This is a genomic window from Arthrobacter sorbitolis (assembly GCF_054510995.1).
Genome location: NZ_JBTNDM010000002.1, coordinates 79915 through 98301, shown reverse-complemented (window position 1 = coordinate 98301; position 18387 = coordinate 79915). Strand labels below are relative to the sequence as shown.

The following is an 18387-nucleotide window of genomic DNA, read 5'->3' as shown; positions in this document are numbered from 1 at the left end:
GAGTCGTTGGATGCCAGCCCACCAGGAGGACCAGTACGTAGGACCACGGGACCTCACCCGCTGGAAGTCGCCGGTCGGCCGCTTCCTCGTGCGGTGTGTCCGTCCGCTCGCCCGCTGGGCCGGACCGCACGGTGCGCTGCTGCTCCTGATCGCGGTCGGCGGGGGTGTCGCGGCGGCCCTGACGGCCGTGTCGGCCGAGGTGTACGAATCGGTCGTCGAGTCCGACGGCGTCGCCGCCCTCGACCGCCCCGCCCTGGACCTCGCCGTCTCACTGCGGCAGGACTGGCTCGACGCCTTCATCACCGGCTACACCAATATCGGCGGGCCGATCGGCATGCCCATCCTCGCCGTGTCCGTGATGCTGCTGCTCGCCGTCCGCCGCAGGTCGTGGACCCCCGTGATCCTGCTGCCCGCGGCGGCCTTCGGGTCCCTGCTGATGACCGTCGCCGGCAAGGACGCCATCGGCCGGCTCCGCCCGCCGGTCGAACTCGCCGTCCCGCCCTACGAGTCGTCGCCGTCGTTCCCCAGCGGCCATTCGCTGAACGCGCTCGTGATCGCGGGCATCGTCGCCTACCTGCTCGTGGTGCGACAGCACCGCAAGCGCACCCGGACCCTCACGATCACGCTCGCCGTCCTGTTCGCGGTGAGCATGGGGCTCAGCCGCGTCTACCTCGGCCACCACTGGCTCACCGACGTCCTGGTGGCCTGGACCCTCGGGATCGCCTGGCTCGCCGTCGTCATCACCGCCCACCGGCTCTTCCTGACCTTCCGGCTGCACCGGGCGGCCGTGCATGCCCCGCCCCCCTGAGGCTCCCGGAGCGGGTCCCGCCGAGCGCCCGCTCCGGCGGGACGCCCGGCGCAACCGGAAGGTGGTCCTCGCGGCGGCGCGGCGCATGTTCGCCGTGCGGGGGGCGGACTGCAGCTTCGAGGACATCGCCCGTGAGGCCGGCGTCGGGGTCGGGACCGTGTACCGCAGGTTCCCGGACCGCCGGACGCTCATCGAGGCGATCCTCGAGCAGCGCGTCGCGGACGTCGACGCCGTCGCGGCGTCCGCTCTCCGGACCGCCGACCCGTGGGCGGCCGCGAGACTCTTCGTCGGCGCCGCCGCACGCATGCAGCTGGAGGACCGGGGGCTCCGCGAACTGCTGCACGATCCCCGCTTCGTATCGGCCGGACTCGCCCTCCTGCGCGAGCGCATCACGCCGGCCGCCGAGGAACTGGCGGTCCGGCTGAGGGACGACGGCGCCGCCCGCACGGACCTGACGGCGCAGGACCTGCTGGCCCTCATCCGCATGCTCGGTTCCCTCCCGTCCGAACCTGCCGACCGCGCCGCCGGCTTCGAACGGTATCTCGGCTTCCTGCTGGACGCGCTGCGCGGCGCCCCGTCCGGCGAAGGTTAAGGAGAACCGACGCTTTCCCTTCAGGAACGCCTGCTTCCGCGGACCGACAGCCGGCTCCATACTTGCTGGATGCACAGTGCACACCCCTCCTAGGAAAGGATGATGATGTCGGACAGCTCAGGGGCGCCGGGATCGCAATCGGTTCTGCGGCGCAAGCCCATCGACAACGTCGAGGACGAGACGGGCCGCTCGGGCCTGTTCAAGAGCCTCGGCCTCTGGCAGCTGACGGCCATCGGCGTCGGCGGCATCATCGGCGTGGGGATCTTCACGCTCGCCGGACTCGTGGCGAACGGCGGGCCGGACGGCACGCCCGTCGGCCCGGCCGTCCTGCTCTCCTTCCTCGTGGCCGGGCTCGCGAGCGCCGCGGCGGCGCTGTCCTACGCGGAGTTCGCCGGGATGATCCCCCGCGCCGGTTCGGCCTACACGTACGGCTACGTGGCGCTCGGGGAGATCATCGGATGGTTCATCGGGTGGGACCTCCTGCTCGAGTACATCGCCATCGTGGCGGTCGTCGCCATCGGCATTTCGGGGTACTTCACCGAGTTCATGTCCGGCATCGGGGTCACCGTGCCCACCTGGATGCAGGGAACCCCGGACACCATCGAGGGTGGCCTGATCAACGTCCCCGCGATCGTGGTGTGCCTGATCATCACGTTCATCCTCAGCCGCGGCACCAAGACCTTCGGCCGGTTCGAGCTCATCGCCGTGGGCCTCAAGATCCTGCTCATCCTCGGGATCGTCGGCCTCGGGTTCTTCTACGTCAACGCCGACAACTACTCGCCGTTCCTGCCGTCGGGCTTCGGCGCCGTGTTCACCGGTGCGGCGACCGTGTTCTTCGCGGTCTTCGGCTACGACGCCATGAGCACCGCGGCGGAGGAGGCGACGGACGGCAAGAAGCACATGCCGAAGGCCATCCTCCTGTCCCTCCTGATCGCGATGGTGCTGTACGTCCTCGCGACCCTCGTCCTCACGGGCATGCAGAACTACCAGGACATCAGCCCCACGGCCGGCTTCGCCTCGGCGTTCCAGTCCGTCGGCCTCCCGGTCGTCGCGACGATCATCTCGGCGTTCGCGGTGATCTCCATCCTCACCGTCATGCTGACCTTCCTCCTCGGCGTGACGCGCGTCTGGTTCTCGATGAGCCGCGACGGCCTCCTGCCGGCCTGGTTCTCCACGACGGACAAGAACGGCACGCCGCAGCGCGTCACCTGGATCGCCGGTATCGCCTCAGCCCTGCTCGCCGGGGTCTTCCCCATCCGCGCCGTCGCGGACCTCACCAACATCGGCATCCTCGCGGCGTTCGTCGTCGTCTGCATCGCGGTGATCGTGCTGCGCCGCACGCGGCCCGAGGTCCCCCGCACCTTCAGGCTGCCGCTGATGCCGATCGTCCCCGCCTTCGGTGTCCTCGCGTCGCTGTTCCTGATGCTGCAGCTGCACTGGGAGACCTGGGTGCGGTTCGGCATCTGGCTCGTGATCGGCCTCGCCGTGTACTTCTTCTACGGGCGGAAGCACTCGCTGATGAACCCCGACAGTCCGCGGCACGCCCTGCTGAAGAGCGGCGCGTAGCCCCCGGATCCGACCACAGCATCACCCGGCACCACCCACAGGGAGCCCGCCGCACGTCACGATGTGCGGCGGGCTCCCTGCTGCTCCTATCCTCGTCAGGGGCCGGCAGCACCCGGCCCGCCCCGACCACGCTCCCCAAACGAAGGACCAGCACCGCCATGGACCTCTTCCGGACCAAGTCCGTCGAACAGTCGATCCAGGACTCCGACGAGAAGGGACACGGCCTGAAGCGGTCCCTCACGACCTGGGACCTCATGATCATGGGCGTCGCCGTCGCCGTCGGGGCCGGGATCTTCTCCGTGGGCGCGCAGGCCGCCGCCTTCAACGCCGGCCCGGCCGTGACCATCTCCTTCGTGCTGGCGGCCGTCACGTGCGCCCTCGCCATCATGTGCTACGCGGAGTTCGCGACGGCCATCCCGGTGGCCGGCAGCGCCTACGTGTTCACCTACGCCACGATGGGCGAGCTGCTCGCATGGATCATCGGCTGGAACCTGATCCTCGAACTGCTGATGGCGGCCGCCGTGATCGCGAAGTTCTGGGGCGTCTACCTCAGCGACCTCTTCAGCGCCCTGGACCTCGACGTCCCCTCGGAGGTCAGCCTCCTGGGCCTGGACCTGACCTGGGGCCCGCTGCTGATCGTCGCGGTGTTCACGGCCGTGCTCATCTACGGCACGAAGCTCTCGGCCCGGGTCAACAGCGTCTTCACGGTCATCAAGATCGGCATCGTGCTGTTCGTCATCGTGGTCGGCTTCTTCTACGTCGACCCCGCGAACTACACGCCGTTCGTCCCCGCGTCCCAGCCCGCCGCGGACACCGGTGCCGGGTGGGCGGACCAGCCCTTCCTCTCCTTCCTCAGCGGCGCCTCGCCGGCCGCCTTCGGCTTCACCGGGATCATCTCGGGAGCCGCACTCGTGTTCTTCGCGTTCATCGGGTTCGACGTCGTCGCCACCTCCGCCGAGGAGGTGAAGGATCCCAGCCGCACCCTCCCGCGCGGCATCTTCGCCGGACTCGCCGTGGTCAGCGTCCTCTACATCCTGGTGACCCTCGTGGTCACCGGCATGGTGCCCTACACCGACCTCGGGGCGTCGGGCGCGCCGTCGCTCGCGACCGCCTTCGAGCTCGTCGGCGCCGACTGGGCCGCCGGCATCATCTCGCTCGGCAGCCTGATCGGCCTGACGACGGTCATCATGGTGCTGCTCATGGGGCTGGCCCGGGTGATCTTCGCCCTCAGCCGCGACGGGCTCCTGCCCCGCGCCTTGAGCCGCACCTCGGACAAGCACGGCACGCCGGCACGCACCCAGGTCCTGTGCGGGGTCGTCGTCGCGCTCCTCGCCGGGTTCACGCAGGTCGAGGTGCTCGCCGAGATGATCAACATCGGCACGCTGACCGCGTTCATCACGGTGAGCCTCGGGATCATCGTGCTGCGCAGCAAGCGCCCCGATCTGAAGCCCGCGTTCCGCGTGCCCTTCGGGAAGGTCATCCCCCTCGCGTCGGCCGCGCTGTGCCTCTACCTGATGTTCAACCTCGCCACGATCACCTGGCTGTTCTTCGCCGTCTGGCTCGGAATCGGTATCGCCATCTACTTCGCGTACGGTTACCGGCACTCCCGCCTCCGCGCGGAACAGCGCGTGACGGTGTAGGGCGGAGCGCCGCGCGGTGTGCGCCGGCGTCGAGGACGCGAGATGATGGTGCCCCGGGGCGGCTGCTTCGGGCGCCCGCCCAGCTGAACCAGGAGAACCACGATGTCCCAGGATCCGTATCCCGGTGAGCGCCCCTCCCCCGGGGGCTCCGACAACCCGTCCGACGGCGGTGCCTACGGCAGCCGGCCCTACCAGCCCACCCAGCCGTACCAGCAGTCCTACCAGCCGGGCGGTTACCCGCCTGCCGACTACCAGCCGGGGCCCTACCCGGGCGGCGGCTACCCGGTGGGCCCCTACCAGTCCTACCCGCCCTCCTACGACGCGCTGGAGGGCGAGAAGGCCGCGCAGCTCTCCCTCATCCTCGGACTGGTGGGACTCTTCGTGGCGGGCTTCGTCCTCGGCCCGCTCGCGATCTGGCAGGCGCGGAAGGCCGAACGCCTCGGCGTGCCGGCGACGGCGGGGAAGATCCTCGGCTGGATCGTGACCATCCTCTACGCGCTGGCGGTCCTCGCCATGATCGTCTTCTTCGTGATCCTCGTCGTGGGGCTGGGAGCGACCGCCACCTACAGCGGCTGAGCCCCCATCGTCCGCGCGGGCGCGGCCACTCCCCTCACAGCGTGGGGAAGAGGCGGGTGGACTGCTCGTCCGCCTCGAACACGCGGGAGTGCGGGCCCGTCCCGACGATCAGCGGGTCGGGCGTGCCGACGACGTCGTGGTCCTTCTCGTCGTAGTCGAGGACGGACAGGACGTAGCGCAGCGCCTCGATCCGGGCGCGCTTCTTGTCGTTGCTCTTGATGACGGTCCACGGGGCGTCCGCCGTGTTCGTGTAGAAGAACATCGCCTCCTTGGCCTCGGTGTAGGCGTCCCACTTGTCGAGGGACTGCAGGTCCATGGGGCTGAGCTTCCACCGCCGTACCGGGTCCGAATGGCGTTGCGCGAAGCGACGGCGCTGTTCCTCCCTGGACACCGAGAACCAGAACTTGATGAGGTGCGTGTCGCTGCGGACGAGCATGCGCTCGAGGTCCGGGGCCTGCCGCATGAACTCGAGGTACTCGGTGGGCGTGCAGAACCCCATGACCCGTTCCACGCCCGCCCGGTTGTACCAGGACCGATCGAACAGCACGATCTCCCCACCCGAGGGGAGCACCGAGACGTAGCGCTGGAAGTACCACTGCGTGTGCTCCTTCTCGCTCGGCTTGTCGAGGGCGATGATCCTCGCGCCGCGGGGATTGAGGTTCTCGGTGAACCGCTTGATGGTCCCGCCCTTCCCCGCGGCGTCACGCCCCTCGAACAGCACCGCCACCTTGGCCTGGTTCGCCTTGACCCACCCCTGCATCTTGAGCAGTTCGATCTGCAACGCCCTCTTGGCCTTTTGGTACTCACGCTCCGTCATCCGCGTGTCGTAGGGGTAGTCCTCGCGCCACGTCGGCTGGTCCGGGTGCGGCAGCAGCACGTGGTCCTCGCCCTCCGCGTGCGGCGTCGGGACCGGGATGGACGGGGGCGGGGCGTCGGCGCCGTCGGCCCCGGCCGGACCCGTACGGTCCGCGGGCGCGTCCGTCGGCTCGTCGGTCAGCGCGTCCGTGGGTTCGTCGGTCGTGTCGGTCGTGTCGGTCGTGTCGGTCATGTCGGTCTCCTCCTCGTGCAGCAGCGCAGCCGGCCACGGCGCTCCGGGCGCGCTTCGTGGGCGACGTGACGGCCCGGGGCGGGGACGGACGCCGCATCTCCGCCGGTCCTTCATCGTTCCAGAAGACCGCGGCACGGACACCTGCACCCCCAGCGCCCGCGCCGGCTGGACGGAACGGCAGGGGCTTGGTACCCGGACGGGACCGCCCGACGCCGGCCCTGCCGCAGGATCCACGGGAATCCGGTCATCCGGCCTACCTGCCCGTCATGCCCGCCCGGCCCGCCCGGCCCGGGAATGCTGCACGCGCTCCCACGGTTCCAGCCCATGCAGGTACCCACGAGCCAGGAGAATCCATGAGCCCCACGTCCCAGACCGCCGAGGATCGCTGGTCGCGCTTCCGTGCAGCACGGAACGCCGCGCTCGCGGAGGCGCACGGCTGGCTGTCCCTGACGTCCTTCCACTGGCTCGAGGACGGGCCCGCCGAGGTCGGGGGCCTGCCCGGACTCTGGTCGGCGGCCGGGGGCATGGCGAGCGTGACCGCCCAGCCCGCCGACGGCCTGACCGACCTGGCGAGCGGCCGCCCCGTCGACGGGATGCTCACCGCGGTGCTCGACGACGAGGACTCCCTGATGTGGGTGGCCTACGGCGGCGCGGACGGACAGCGCGTCGTGGTGGAACTCGCCCGCCGTGCCGACCGGTACGCCCTGCGGACCCGGGATGCGGCATCGACGACCCTGGCACGCTTCACCGGGACTCCCGTCTTCGACTACCGGCCAGACCTCGTGGTCGAAGGGCGGTTCGAACCGTATGCGGAGCCGCTGCACGAGCGGATCCCCACGGCGCATCCCGACGTGCCCGGGACGCACACCTCGGTGGGGGACGTCGTCTTCGCCCTTCCCGGTACGCCCGGCGAGCATCGGCTCCGCGCCTCGCAGGACGAGGCGGGTGCGCTCACCGTCAGTTTCCACGACACCACCAACGGCACCTCCACGGCGCCGTGGCGCAAGGTGGCGGTACGCCGGCCGCGCCCGGACGGCTCCGTGATCCTGGATTTCAACAGGACCATCAACTACCCGAGCGCCTTCACGCCCTTCGGCACGTGCCCCCTCCCGGTGGACGCCAATGTCGTGGACGCCCCCGTCGAGGCCGGGGAGAAGCGGCCGGAGTCCTGACGCTCCGCCCGGGCCGCCCGCGCGGCGCACAATAGGGAGGTGAGCGAACCGATCGACGCCCTGATCCCCCGTCCGCGCCGGGAGCTGGCGCCGGGCGCCGTGCACCTTCCGGGTTGGCTCGGTCCCGAGCGGCAGCGCGAGCTCGTGGCACTCTGCCGCACCTGGGCGAGCGGGCCGGTGCCCATGCGGGCCGTGACGATGCCGACCGGCGGCGTGATGTCGGTGAGGAGCATGAGCCTCGGCTGGCACTGGCTCCCCTACCGGTACAGCCGGACGGCCGACGACGTCGGGGGCGCCGCCGTCGCCCCGTTCCCCGAGGTGCTCCGCTCCCTGGGACGGGACGCCGTCGCGGCGGCCTGCGGGCCGGCGGACGCCGCGTCCTACGAGCCGGACGCGGCGCTGGTCAACTACTACGACGACGACGCCCGGATGGGCATGCACCAGGACCGGGAGGAGCGGGTCGACGCGCCCGTGGTGTCCCTCAGCCTCGGCTCCTCGTGCGTCTTCCGGTTCGGCAACACGGAGAACCGGAACCGCCCATGGCAGGACGTGGAACTCGCCTCGGGCGACCTCTTCGTCTTCGGCGGCCCGTCGCGGTTCGCCTACCACGGGGTGCCGAGGATCCTGCCCGGCACGGCACCCGCAGGGATCGGTTTCGACGGCCGGCTCAACATCACGCTGCGGCAGACCGGCCTGTCCTAGCCGAGGATGAGCCCGCGCGCGTAGGCGGCCTGCCCGGCGTGCTGCACGGCGTCGTCGATCACGCTCACGAGCCGGACGAGCAGTGTCACGGGCGGGTCCCAGCGTTCGTCGACCACGCGGGCGAGGTCCTCGTCGTCGAGCCCGGCCACCAGGTCCTGGGCGAGGCCGTGGACGGCGTCGAAGTAGTCGAGCAGCTGCTGGACGGAACCGACCCTGACGGCGTCGACCTCGTCGGAGGAATGGCCGTACCCGGTGTCGTCCCGGTCGAGCGGGAGCTCCCAGCGGTCCGCGTAGCCGCGCGTCAGCCAGAGCTGGTCGTGGCCGAACGCCTCGGCGAAATGGCTGTCCTCCACGCGTGTGAGGTGCCAGACCAGCCAGGCGATCGGGTTCCCGGATCCTCCGGGACGGAGGGCCAGCTGGTCGGCGTCGAGGCCGTCGACGGCGTCGCGCACCAGGTCGGGCAGCCGGCTGTACGCCTCGGAGAGCACATCGGCCGGCGTCACCGCAGGTCCTGCTCCACGCCCGCGGCCCGCGAGGCCCTGAGCAGCCTGAACCGGCGTCGCTGCCGCGCGGGGATGAGCGGGAGGAACTGCGGATGGTCGGCCAGGAAGTCCTGGGCCTCGGGGCAGCAGGGCGTCACGGCGAGGCGCCGGCGGTGCGCGTCGAGGAGCACGGCCCGCATCAGGGCGGGCTCCAGGCCCGTGCCCCGGAACCTCGGATCGACGACGGCGTGCAGCAGCAGGACCTGCCCGCCGCGCAGCTCGTACTGCACGTACCCGGCCAGGATCCCGTCGTGGTAGAGCTCGAAGCGTGAGAACAGTGCGTTGTCGCGGAACTTCCCGAGGGTGTCCTCCTCGCCGGCTCGCAGCGCGGCCTCGCGCTCGCGCCGTTCGAGCTCCTCGACGAGGGCGTCGTACCGCTCGCGCGCCTCGGGGAAGGGCCGGGCCTGGTCGAGGAGCTGGTACGTGCGGTCGCAGAGGTGGCGCAGCCGCCGGGTGGAGACGGGCCCGAGATCGGCAGGGATCTCCGGCTCCGCCCCGAGCAGCACCGGGGCGAGGCGGGCCCGCTTCGCCGCCCGGGAGAGGGTTGCGTGCCGGAGGGGAGGATCGTCGAGTGTCGGGGGGAAGGTGTCCATGGCTTGCTCCACGTCGGGTGGGTCCATGGCCTCCTGCTCGACCAGTCCCTGCAGTGTAGGGGACCCGGGCCCCGTCCGACAGTACGGCTCGCCGAGCTCCGCACCCGTTGGCAGGGACCCAGAACCGCGGTAGGAGCCGCCCCTGCGGCGGCGCATCCCCGCCCTTCCGTGGCCGCGCATCCCGGCCCGGCAGGTCGTAGGATCTGGAGTCAGACCCCGGGCGTCCGAGAGCTTCCCCGCCCACCCGGCCGACGACGAGCGAAGGCACACCATGCAGGAACCCTCCAGCGCCCCTCTCCCCCCGGCGCTCCGCCGCCGGATCCCGAAGGCCGCGGACCTCGCCCCGCTCATGCAGTTCAGGAAGCCGGAGTTCGGCGCCGCCGCACGGCTCCACCGGGCCAACACCATCTGGGACCTCCGCGACCTGGCGAAACGGCGGACGCCCCGGGCACCCTTCGACTACACGGACGGCGCCGCCGAGGCGGAGATCTCGCTCGGCCGCGCACGGGACGCCTTCCTCGACCTCGAGTTCCGGCCCGGGATCCTGCGCGACGTCCGGACCGTCAGCACCGCGACGCGGATCCTCGGCAAGGAGTCGGCCCTGCCGTTCGGGATCGCGCCGACCGGTTTCACCCGCATGATGCAGTCCGAGGGCGAGTACGCCGGCTCGCAGGCAGCCGCGGCTGCGGGCATCCCGTACACCCTCTCCACGATGGGCACCGCGTCCATCGAGGACGTGGCGCAGGCGGCGCCGGACGGCCGCAACTGGTTCCAGCTGTACCTCTGGACGGACCGGGACCGCTCCATGGAGCTCATCAGCCGGGCAGCCGCCGCCGGGAACGACACCCTCATGGTCACCGTGGACACCGCCGTCGCCGGGGCCCGCCTCCGGGACGTCCGCAACGGCATGACCATCCCTCCCGCCCTGACCCTCAGGACCGTCGTCGACGCCTCGTACCGGCCCGCCTGGTGGTTCAACTTCCTCACGCACGAGCCGCTCTCGTTCGCCTCCCTCTCGCGCTACTCCGGCACCGTCGCGGACCTCGTCGACTCGATGTTCGACCCGACCCTCACCTTCGACGACCTCGACTGGCTGCGGGGCGCCTGGAAGGGCAACCTCGTGGTCAAGGGCATCCAGACGCTCGACGACGCGAAGAAGGCCGTGGACCACGGAGCCGACGGCATCGTCCTGTCCAACCACGGCGGTCGGCAACTCGACCGGGCCCCCATCCCCCTGCACCTCCTGCCGCGCGTCGCCGCGGAACTCAAGGGCAAGGCGGACATCATCCTCGACACGGGCATCATGAGCGGCGGCGACGTCGTCGCGGCCCTGGCGCTCGGCGCCGACTTCACCCTGATCGGCCGCGCCTACCTGTACGGGCTCATGGCCGGCGGCCGCCGGGGAGTGGACCGCGGCATCGAGATCCTCGGCACCCAGACCGCACGCACCCTGCAACTCCTCGGCGTGAACCGGATCAGCGACCTCACCCCCGACCACGTCCGCCTCCTCGGCGGTGCGACCGGCACCCGGAGCTCCGTCGCGACGGCAGGCACCGGCCTCCCTGCGGGAGCGCCGAGCCGCTGAGGCAGCGGTCCGACCCGGCGTACCGGGGGCGACCGCAGGACCCCTGTCGGACCGACCGTTCCCGACGTTCCGGCGCGCCGATCCCCGGGCACGATCCGCCCGGCGTGTCGGCTCGCGGCGGACACCGGCCCCGCTTCCTGCCCCGGACCTACGAAATGCCTCGTCAGAGCGCTATCATTCATCCAGTGGTGCCGCCTGGGGGCGGGCCCGAATGAGTCTGGGGAGACGAATATGGAGCGTGAGCGGATGCACTATCCGTTGCGTTATCGGCGTGCGCGATCACTGCTCTACGTGATCGCGCTGTTCTGGCTGTGGTTATGGCTCGGGAGCGCCGCGTCGATCGCCGCCCTGCACCATTCACCGGTGCACGCCGTCCTCGCGATGTACGCGCTCGCCGTCGTCGTCCTGGTATCGATCCCCGCGGCGCTGCTCGCGGCGGTCCGCATGGTCCTGACCCACCCGCGCCGCCACGCCGTCGTCGTGCCCCTGAACGCCCAGCAACCGCTCGAGCCCGCCCACTGGTGGTACGGCGAGAAGGCCTCCTGACGCCCGAGATCGGCAGCAGACACGGACGGCGCCCCTGGGGAGCGCCGTTCCTGCACCCTGGGCCGGGGTGCCGTCAGCCCTCGCAGTCCGTGCAGTATTGCCGGCCGTCCTTCTCGAGCGCGATCTGGCTGCGGTGCCGGACGAGGAAGCAGGAGGCGCAGGTGAACTCGTCCTCCTGCGGCGGGATCACCTGGATGAGGAGCTCCTCGCCCGAGAGATCGGCGCCCGGCAGGTCGATGCCCTCCGCGGTGTCGCCGTCCTCGATGTCGACCGACGCCGACTGGGCCTTGCTGCCACGGTTCGCCTGGAGCGCCTTGAGGGACTCCGCCTCTTTGTCCTCGTCGTTGTTGCGCGGTGCGTCGTAGTCCGTTGCCATGCCGATGCCGTTCTTCGTGGGGGTTTTAGGTGCCGCTGGGGCTCGTGCAGCATCCGAGTCTAGTGGGAGAATCCGGCGCGATCGCCGGTTACCGGCCTCCCTGCCGTGATGCTCGTCATACCCCCGGGTGGTGCGGTCCCGCCCGGCGGCGTGCGGTTCCCGCGGCCGTCCGGGCACGCCCGCCCGGGGAGAAAGGGGTGGACGCTCGGGGCGCTGCGCTGTCAGGCTGGGGGCATCCGACCTCCGACGACGGGGCACCCCATCACTTCCTCCACCAGACCACCGAGCCCTGCCGGGCAGGACGGCGGTGCCGTGCTCCGGCGGCGCAACGTGCTGGTGGGCGCCCTCTTCGGGTGCGGCATCATCGCCTTCGTCGACGAGGCCGTCTTCCACCAGCTCCTGCACTGGCACCACTTCTACGACCGCTCCACGCAGGCCGCGGGGCTCGTGTCGGACGGCGTCTTCCATGCGTTCAGCTGGTTCGCCACCGTCGCCTCGCTCTTCCTCTTCGCGGACCTGCGGCGGCGCGGTGCCTTGTCGACGCGGCGGTGGCTGGCGGGGATCCTGATGGGTATCGGCGCCTTCCAGTTGTTCGACGGCCTCGTGCAGCACAAGCTCCTCGACCTGCACGAGATCCGCTACGGCGTCGATCTCGTGCCCTACGACCTGGCCTGGAACGGCGCCGCCCTGGCGTTCCTCGTGGCGGGGCTGCTCCTGCTCCTCGCCGTCCGGCGCGCCGGACGGCGGGGTGCCGGCGCCCCGGACGGCTGACGATGGCCGAGGACCCGCATCATCCGGGTGGGCCGGGTGGCGTCGGTGCTGAGAGCCTCGGCGCGTTCGCAGCGGACACCGCCGTCGTGCTCGTCTGGCTCGGACTCGCCGCCGCCTACCTGCTCGCCGGTCGCGCGGCCGCCCTGCGCGGACGGACCGGCTGGCCGCCCCGGCGGACCGCAGCCTGGCTGGCGGGGTGCGGACTGGGACTCGTGGCCACCGGAGGCCCCGCCGCCGGGGTGGCGGCCGCCGGCCTCACCGCGCACATGGCGGTCCACCTCGTCCTCGGGATGCTGGTGCCGCTGCTGCTCGTCCTCGGCGCTCCCGCGACAGCCCTCCTCCGGGCCGTACCGGCGCCGGTCGGACGCGGCTACACGGGCCTCGCGAGGTCCGCGCCCTTCCGCCTGGCCGCCCACCCGGTGGTCGCCGCCCTGGTCGTCACCGTCCCGACGTCCATCCTCTACTGGGATCCTGCGACCCTCGCCCTGCTCCATTCCCCCGTGGCCGGTCCCCTGCTGCACGTCCATTTCGTCGCGGCCGGAACGCTCTTCGCCTATGCCGTCGTCGGGGTCGACCCGAATCCGCACAGGGCGGGGATCCGGCTGAGGGGTGCCGTGATCGCAGGGGCGATCGCCGTGCACGCGGTGGTGGCGAAACACCTGTACGCCGTCGCGGACCGGGGCCCCTGGCCCGCCGACACGGAACAGGCGGCCCAGCTGATGTACTACGGCGGGGACGCCGTCCACGTGCTGCTGCTCTGGGCGTTCTGCGCCCAGGCCTACCGGGAGGGCGGGCGGCGCCTGCGGCGGCCGGCCCCGTCCTCCGGAGAGGGCCGCCCTGTGTAGCCTTGCGGGAGCGGGCGCGGGCCCGGCGCCCATCGAAGGAACACCATGCCACGCACCACGACCTCTGCCGGACTCGCGCTCGCCGCACTGCTCGCCGGGCTCGGCCTGGCCGCATGTTCGGCGCCCGCCCCCGAGCCCTCGGGGGCCTCGCCCGACACCGGCGGGACGACGGCGCCGGCCTCCGGACCCGCGTCGGGCGACGGCACCTCCGGTCCTGCACCCGCGGACGGCGGCGTCTACTCCTCCGCGGAGCTCGCGGCGATCCTCGGCACCCTGACCGAGGCCGGGGGCGCACCCCTGCAGGTCCTCCCGGCGGACCAGATCGACCGGAGCATGGCCCAGGCACGACAGTTCCTCGAGAACGTCACCATCACGCCCGAGGAATGCAGGATCTTCGTCTCCGACAGCCTGGAGGCACCCGAGGGGGCAAGCTACTCGACCGCGGTCTCCAGCGTCGACGGCGACGCCGTCCAGACGATCGTCTCGGCGTCCTCCTCGGCGGAGGCCTCCGACGCCCGGACCCGCACGGACGCCGCCTCGGCAGCCCTCGGACCCTGCGCGTCGTTCAGCCTCGACGCCCAGGGGGTCGCGATCGACCAGACCGTGCAGGCGGTGGAGGCCGCGACGGAGGCCGAGACCACGTTCGGCACCGTGACCACGCAGACGTCGTCGGACGGCGCCGAACAGGAGACCATGACCGTCGTCGGGACCCGCGGCGACCTGGCCGTGACGGCCGTCCGAACGGCTCGCGACGCGCTGCCGGAGGGCACGCAGGAGGAGCTCCAGCAGCTCGTCGACAGCACGCTCGCCGCTGCGACGAAGGGCTGATCCGGCCCGCCTCCGCCACCCCCGCGGAAGTGGACAGAGGTAGCTCACTCCACATATAACTAATTCATCGAACTAGTTGCATGAGGTACCTGTTCCTGATCGGAAGGTGAGAGAGCCATGACACAGACCACGAGTGTTGTTGTCGGCGCCGGAGACGTGGCCCTCGGAGCACCCCTCCACTGCGGCGAACCCATGATCCTGCGCGAGACCTCCTACCGGGGGTCGTCCTACGGCCTGGTGGCCCAGCCACCTGCCGGATCCGACGTCGAACTCGTCTGGGCCTGCTCGTGCGGCTTCCAGCTCTCCCCTGCGGAGCCGAAGGAACTCGCTCTCCCCCTCGCCCCCGCCCTGCACAGGGTCGCCGCGGCCGCCGCGGACCTCGAGTCCGTCCAGTGGCAGCTCGATCGGCTGACGGGCGAGCTCGAGTCCGCGGTCCTGCGGGCCGCCGACGCCGGGGCGGCGATCACCGACATCGCCGAAGCGGCCCAGCTCGAACCGGCCGACGTGCAGCAGCTCGCGTCCGGCGGCCACCTGCTCGTCGACGTAGGCTAGGAGCCGCGCCGCCCCTCCCGGGTCGGGCCGGGATGCGGGCCGCGAAGGGTCCATCGAGGAAAAGGGCAGCACCATGGACGAACCCGGCTGGGTGGAACACGCCATCTGGTGGCAGGTGTATCCCCTGGGCTTCACCGGCGCGGAGAAGGCCGCCACCCCGGACCCCGCGGCCGCCCACCGGCTGCTGGGGCTGGTGCCGTGGCTCGATTACGCGGTGGACCTCGGAGCGTCGGGGCTGGCTCTCGGGCCCGTGTTCGCGTCGGAGACCCACGGCTACGACACCACCGACTATTTCCGGATAGACCCCCGCCTCGGGACGCTCGAGGATTTCGACACGCTCGTCGCCGAGGCGCACCGGCGTGGGTTGCGGGTGCTGCTCGACGGCGTCTTCAACCATGCCGGGCGCTCGTTCGCCCCGTTCCAGGACGTCCTGGCGCACGGCCCGGGCGCAGCGAAGGCCTCCTGGTTCTCCCTCGACTGGCCCGAGGGTGCCGGTGCCGGCACCGAACCCGCATATCGCGACTTCGAAGGCCATGCCCACCTCGTCGCGCTCGACCACGACGAGCCCGCCGTCGCCGACTTCGTCGTCGACGTGATGGAGTACTGGCTCGGCCGGGGCGCCGACGGGTGGCGGCTGGATGCCGCCTACGCCGTCCCGTCGTCGTTCTGGGCCGCCGTGACGGCGCGGGTGCGCTCCTCGCATCCCGACGCCTACTTCGTGGGCGAATACATCCACGGCGACTACGCCGCGGAGGTGCAGGCCGGCGGGCTCGATTCCGCCACGCAGTACGAGCTGTGGAAGGCGGTCTGGAGCTCGCTCAACGACGCCAACTTCTTCGAACTCGCGGCCGCTCTCGAACGGCACAACGCACTGCTCGGATCGTTCGCGCCGCTCACCTTCGTCGGGAACCACGACGTCACGCGGATCGCGAGCCGGCTGGCCGACCCCGGCCTCCTGGCGCACGCCGTCGTCGTCCTGTTCACCACCGGAGGCACCCCGTCCGTCTACTACGGGGACGAGCAGGGCTACCGCGGCCTCAAGGAGGACCGGGCCGGCGGCGACGACGACGTGCGGCCGCTCTTCCCGGCCGGGCCCGGGGAGCTCTCCGGCGTCGGACGGCCGGTCTACGAGGTGCACCAGCAGCTCATCGGCGTCCGACGGCGCTACCCCTGGCTGCACCGCGCCACCACCGAGGTGCTGCACCTGTCCAACGAGGTGCTCGCCTACCGTGTGACGGACGGTACGGACGCCCTCGTCGTGGCGCTCAACCTCTCCGGGGACGCCGGGACGGCAGGCGTCCCGGGGATCACGGGCGTCGGATCGGTCCTCGCGGGCGAGGGCTCCGTCGACGCCGACGCGGGCCGCATCCGGCTGCCCGCGCGCGGCTGGGCCGTCCTCGGCTGAACGTCTCCCGTCCGGACTCCCCGATGCAGGGGCGCAGTCGCGGCACCAAGGGGATAATGGGACGACGGACTGCGGAGGAGGACGGCATGAGCGCGGAGGACCAGGACACCGGCACGATCGACTTCACGCCCTGGCCACGGCCCGTCCCGTCCCATGTCCTCGGAGGCCTCAAGAAGCTGCTGCTCGTCGCCGCGATCCTCGTGGGCGTCCATCAGCTGTTCCCCGCGACGAGCCTCGGCTCCTCCCTGAGCAGCACGTTCACCCTCCTCGTGGTGATGTCCTGGCTCAGCCCGCTCGCGCGCATCCTCGCGGCACGGCCCTGGGTGCGGAAGGCCCCCGAGGAGTAGACCCGGAGGCACGGCCCGGTCGGCGCCCACCAGCCCGGCCAGTACCGGTCCTGACCCCTCCTGCCGCGTCCGGAACGGGAAAAGCGAGGCTTCCGGGAACAGGAGCCTCGCTTTTCACCACCGTGGAGCTTGGGGGAATCGAACCCCCGACCTTTTCATTGCGAACGAAACGCTCTACCAACTGAGCTAAAGCCCCGGATACCACTTCCGAACACCAACACTGTACCGAACAGGACCGGCTTAGCCCAAAGCGGCGTCCGGCGCGCATCGGGCCGGGGAGTGTCGGGGGCCGGGCGTAGTCTTCTCCCATGTCCAGCAATCCCTCCGGGGCAGCGCCTGCCCTGCCCCAGAACGACGCCGTGAGGCCCTGGCCGGCCCTGTGGTCGCTCGTCATCGGCTTCTTCATGATCCTCGTCGATTCCACGATCGTCTCGGTCGCCACCCCCGCCATCATGGAGGGCCTCGGCGCCGGTATCGACAGCGTCATCTGGGTGACCAGCGCGTACCTGCTGGCCTATGCCGTACCGCTGCTCGTGACGGGACGGCTCGGCGACCGATTCGGCCCGAAGCGCGTCTACCTGGCGGGCCTCGTGGTCTTCACCCTCTCGAGTGCGTGGTGCGGGCTCTCCGGCACCGTCGAGGCGCTCATCATCGCCCGCGTCATGCAGGGCCTGGGCGCCGCGCTCATGACACCGCAGACGATGTCCGTCATCACCCGGATCTTCCCGCCCGAGCGCCGCGGCGCCGCGATGGGCCTGTGGGGATCGGTCGCCGGCATCGCCACCCTCGTCGGCCCGGTCCTCGGCGGCGTGCTCGTCGACTCCGCCGGATGGGAATGGATCTTCTTCATCAACGTCCCGGTCGGCGTCGTCGGGTTCGTCCTCGCTGCCCGCCTCGTGCCCGCGCTGCCGACGACGTCGCACCGTTTCGACATGCTCGGCGTGTTCCTCAGCGCGGCCGGCCTCTTCTGCCTGGTGTTCGGCATCCAGGAGGGCGAGAGCTACGACTGGGGCACCATCTCCGGGCCCCTGTCCGTCTGGTCGCTGATCATCACCGGCATCGTGCTGCTCGTGGCCTTCGTCGTGTGGCAGAAGGTCAACCGCGGGGAGCCTCTCGTCCCGCTCCGGCTCTTCCGCGACCGCAACTTCTCCCTGGCCAACACCTCGATCACGGCCATGGGCTTCTCGATCACCACCATGACGCTGCCGCTGATGCTCTACGCGCAGACCGTCCGCGGACTCTCGCCCACGCAGGCCGCGCTCCTGCTGACCCCCATGGCCGTCATCTCGGGCGTCCTCGCCCCCTTCGTCGGCAAGTACGTGCAGCGCAGCAACCCGAAGTACATCGCCATCGCCGGATTCGCCGGCATGTCGGCCTCCCTGTTCTGGATGGGCTCGATCCTCACGCCGGACGTCCCGATCTGGCACCTGCTGCTGCCGGTCTCACTGCTCGGCCTGTCCAGCGCCGGGATCTGGGCGCCGGTGTCCCTCACGGCCACCCGCAACCTCGCACCGTCCCTCGCGGGCGCCGGCTCCGGCGTCTACAACACCACCCGGCAGATGGGCGCGGTGCTCGGGAGCGCCGCCATCGCCGCCGTGATGCAGTCACGCCTGATGGCCAACCTCGGCGGCGGCGGGATGGGCGCCACCCCCTCGGCAGCCCTGCCGGACGAGGCGAAGGCGGGGTACGCCCTGTCGATGGGCCAGTCGCTCTACCTCCCCGCCGTCGTGATCATCATCGGCTTCGCCGCGGCCCTGTTCTTCGCGAAGCCCCAGCAGAACCGCGTGTGGGACGGGGATGCCGGCGCAGTCGGCGCGGCGCCGACGAACCGCCGGGAAGCGACACCCGCCGACACGTAGGCCGTTGCCTCGGTGAACGACCGGTAGTCTCGTG

The 18387-nt window shown here is 71.2% G+C and carries 20 protein-coding genes and 1 tRNA gene; 16 read left to right on the top strand and 5 right to left on the bottom strand.

The annotated features are described in order from the left end of the window. The first annotated feature begins 10 nt into the window (after window positions 1-10). From ACX80K_RS05040 to ACX80K_RS05020, 5 genes are all read left to right on the top strand, one after another. Window positions 11-808, top strand: a complete 798-nt coding sequence (locus ACX80K_RS05040) for a phosphatase PAP2 family protein (protein ID WP_459270781.1) — start codon at window positions 11-13, stop codon at window positions 806-808. Next, on the top strand, window positions 792-1400 hold the full coding sequence (locus tag ACX80K_RS05035; protein ID WP_459270780.1) for a TetR/AcrR family transcriptional regulator: 609 nt from the start codon (window positions 792-794) through the stop codon (window positions 1398-1400). The genes ACX80K_RS05040 and ACX80K_RS05035 overlap by 17 nt, the downstream gene beginning before the upstream one ends. 105 nt (window positions 1401-1505) lie before the next feature. Then, on the top strand, window positions 1506-2966 hold the full coding sequence (locus ACX80K_RS05030; RefSeq protein WP_459270779.1) for an amino acid permease: 1461 nt from the start codon (window positions 1506-1508) through the stop codon (window positions 2964-2966). 158 nt (window positions 2967-3124) lie between these two features. Then, a complete protein-coding gene (locus ACX80K_RS05025; RefSeq protein ID WP_459270778.1) occupies window positions 3125-4606 on the top strand; it encodes an APC family permease in 1482 nt (493 codons plus the stop codon). 102 nt (window positions 4607-4708) lie between these two features. Next, a complete protein-coding gene (locus tag ACX80K_RS05020) occupies window positions 4709-5182 on the top strand; it encodes a hypothetical protein (RefSeq protein WP_459270777.1) in 474 nt (157 codons plus the stop codon). Window positions 5183-5216: 34 nt separating this feature from the next. Here ACX80K_RS05020 and ppk2 read toward each other — a convergent pair whose 3' ends face one another. After that, window positions 5217-6230 (bottom strand): polyphosphate kinase 2, encoded by a 1014-nt coding sequence (ppk2, locus tag ACX80K_RS05015; protein ID WP_459270776.1) that lies wholly within the window; start codon window positions 6228-6230, stop codon window positions 5217-5219. Between the two features lie 353 nt (window positions 6231-6583). Between ppk2 and ACX80K_RS05010 the strand changes: the two genes are divergently transcribed. Together ACX80K_RS05010 and ACX80K_RS05005 are read left to right on the top strand one after the other, a co-directional pair. Then, window positions 6584-7402, top strand: coding sequence for a DUF1684 domain-containing protein (locus ACX80K_RS05010; RefSeq protein ID WP_459270775.1), 819 nt, complete (start codon window positions 6584-6586; stop codon window positions 7400-7402). A 39-nt stretch (window positions 7403-7441) separates the two neighbouring features. Further along, a complete protein-coding gene (locus ACX80K_RS05005; RefSeq protein WP_459270774.1) occupies window positions 7442-8104 on the top strand; it encodes an alpha-ketoglutarate-dependent dioxygenase AlkB family protein in 663 nt (220 codons plus the stop codon). Here the strand turns inward: ACX80K_RS05005 and ACX80K_RS05000 are convergent. Together ACX80K_RS05000 and ACX80K_RS04995 are read right to left on the bottom strand one after the other, a co-directional pair. Then, the gene (locus ACX80K_RS05000; RefSeq protein WP_459270772.1) at window positions 8101-8607 is read right to left on the bottom strand and encodes a mycothiol transferase; all 507 of its coding nucleotides are present in this window, start codon (window positions 8605-8607) and stop codon (window positions 8101-8103) included. The two genes, ACX80K_RS05005 and ACX80K_RS05000, sit on opposite strands and share 4 nt — an antisense overlap. Then, window positions 8604-9239, bottom strand: a complete 636-nt coding sequence (locus ACX80K_RS04995; RefSeq protein WP_459270771.1) for a GNAT family N-acetyltransferase — start codon at window positions 9237-9239, stop codon at window positions 8604-8606. The genes ACX80K_RS05000 and ACX80K_RS04995 overlap by 4 nt, the downstream gene beginning before the upstream one ends. Before the next feature lie 271 nt (window positions 9240-9510). Here ACX80K_RS04995 and ACX80K_RS04990 point away from each other — a divergent pair, with 271 nt between their 5' ends. Together ACX80K_RS04990 and ACX80K_RS04985 are read left to right on the top strand one after the other, a co-directional pair. Continuing rightward, window positions 9511-10824: an alpha-hydroxy acid oxidase gene (locus tag ACX80K_RS04990; RefSeq protein WP_459270770.1), complete on the top strand. Its 1314-nt coding sequence runs from the start codon at window positions 9511-9513 to the stop codon at window positions 10822-10824. A 246-nt stretch (window positions 10825-11070) separates the two neighbouring features. After that, window positions 11071-11370 carry a hypothetical protein gene (locus ACX80K_RS04985; protein WP_459270769.1) on the top strand — a complete coding sequence of 100 codons (300 nt, stop codon included), beginning with the start codon at window positions 11071-11073 and terminating at the stop codon, window positions 11368-11370. Window positions 11371-11443: 73 nt separating this feature from the next. Here the strand turns inward: ACX80K_RS04985 and ACX80K_RS04980 are convergent, their stop codons facing one another. After that, window positions 11444-11746 carry a DUF4193 domain-containing protein gene (locus ACX80K_RS04980; protein ID WP_459270768.1) on the bottom strand — a complete coding sequence of 101 codons (303 nt, stop codon included), beginning with the start codon at window positions 11744-11746 and terminating at the stop codon, window positions 11444-11446. 312 nt (window positions 11747-12058) lie between these two features. Here ACX80K_RS04980 and ACX80K_RS04975 point away from each other — a divergent pair, with 312 nt between their 5' ends. The 6 genes from ACX80K_RS04975 to ACX80K_RS04950 all read left to right on the top strand — a co-directional run bounded on the left by ACX80K_RS04975 (window position 12059) and on the right by ACX80K_RS04950 (window position 16494). Beyond that, the gene (locus ACX80K_RS04975) at window positions 12059-12517 is read left to right on the top strand and encodes a DUF2243 domain-containing protein (RefSeq protein ID WP_459270767.1); all 459 of its coding nucleotides are present in this window, start codon (window positions 12059-12061) and stop codon (window positions 12515-12517) included. A 2-nt stretch (window positions 12518-12519) separates the two neighbouring features. Next, window positions 12520-13362 carry a cytochrome c oxidase assembly protein gene (locus tag ACX80K_RS04970; protein WP_459270766.1) on the top strand — a complete coding sequence of 281 codons (843 nt, stop codon included), beginning with the start codon at window positions 12520-12522 and terminating at the stop codon, window positions 13360-13362. A 45-nt stretch (window positions 13363-13407) separates the two neighbouring features. Continuing rightward, entirely contained in the window at window positions 13408-14190 is a 783-nt protein-coding gene (locus ACX80K_RS04965; RefSeq protein WP_459270765.1) for a hypothetical protein, read from the top strand. A gap of 117 nt (window positions 14191-14307) precedes the next feature. Beyond that, window positions 14308-14742, top strand: coding sequence for a type 2 periplasmic-binding domain-containing protein (locus ACX80K_RS04960; protein ID WP_459270764.1), 435 nt, complete (start codon window positions 14308-14310; stop codon window positions 14740-14742). A gap of 73 nt (window positions 14743-14815) precedes the next feature. Then, window positions 14816-16147, top strand: a complete 1332-nt coding sequence (locus ACX80K_RS04955; RefSeq protein WP_459270763.1) for an alpha-amylase family protein — start codon at window positions 14816-14818, stop codon at window positions 16145-16147. An 86-nt stretch (window positions 16148-16233) separates the two neighbouring features. Then, complete coding sequence (locus tag ACX80K_RS04950) at window positions 16234-16494, top strand: hypothetical protein (RefSeq protein WP_459270762.1); 261 nt, start codon at window positions 16234-16236, stop codon at window positions 16492-16494. A gap of 123 nt (window positions 16495-16617) precedes the next feature. Here the strand turns inward: ACX80K_RS04950 and ACX80K_RS04945 are convergent. Continuing rightward, a tRNA-Ala gene (locus tag ACX80K_RS04945) sits at window positions 16618-16690 on the bottom strand. 112 nt (window positions 16691-16802) lie between these two features. Between ACX80K_RS04945 and ACX80K_RS04940 the strand changes: the two genes are divergently transcribed. After that, the gene (locus tag ACX80K_RS04940) at window positions 16803-18353 is read left to right on the top strand and encodes a DHA2 family efflux MFS transporter permease subunit (protein WP_459270761.1); all 1551 of its coding nucleotides are present in this window, start codon (window positions 16803-16805) and stop codon (window positions 18351-18353) included. The last annotated feature ends 34 nt before the right edge of the window (window positions 18354-18387 follow it).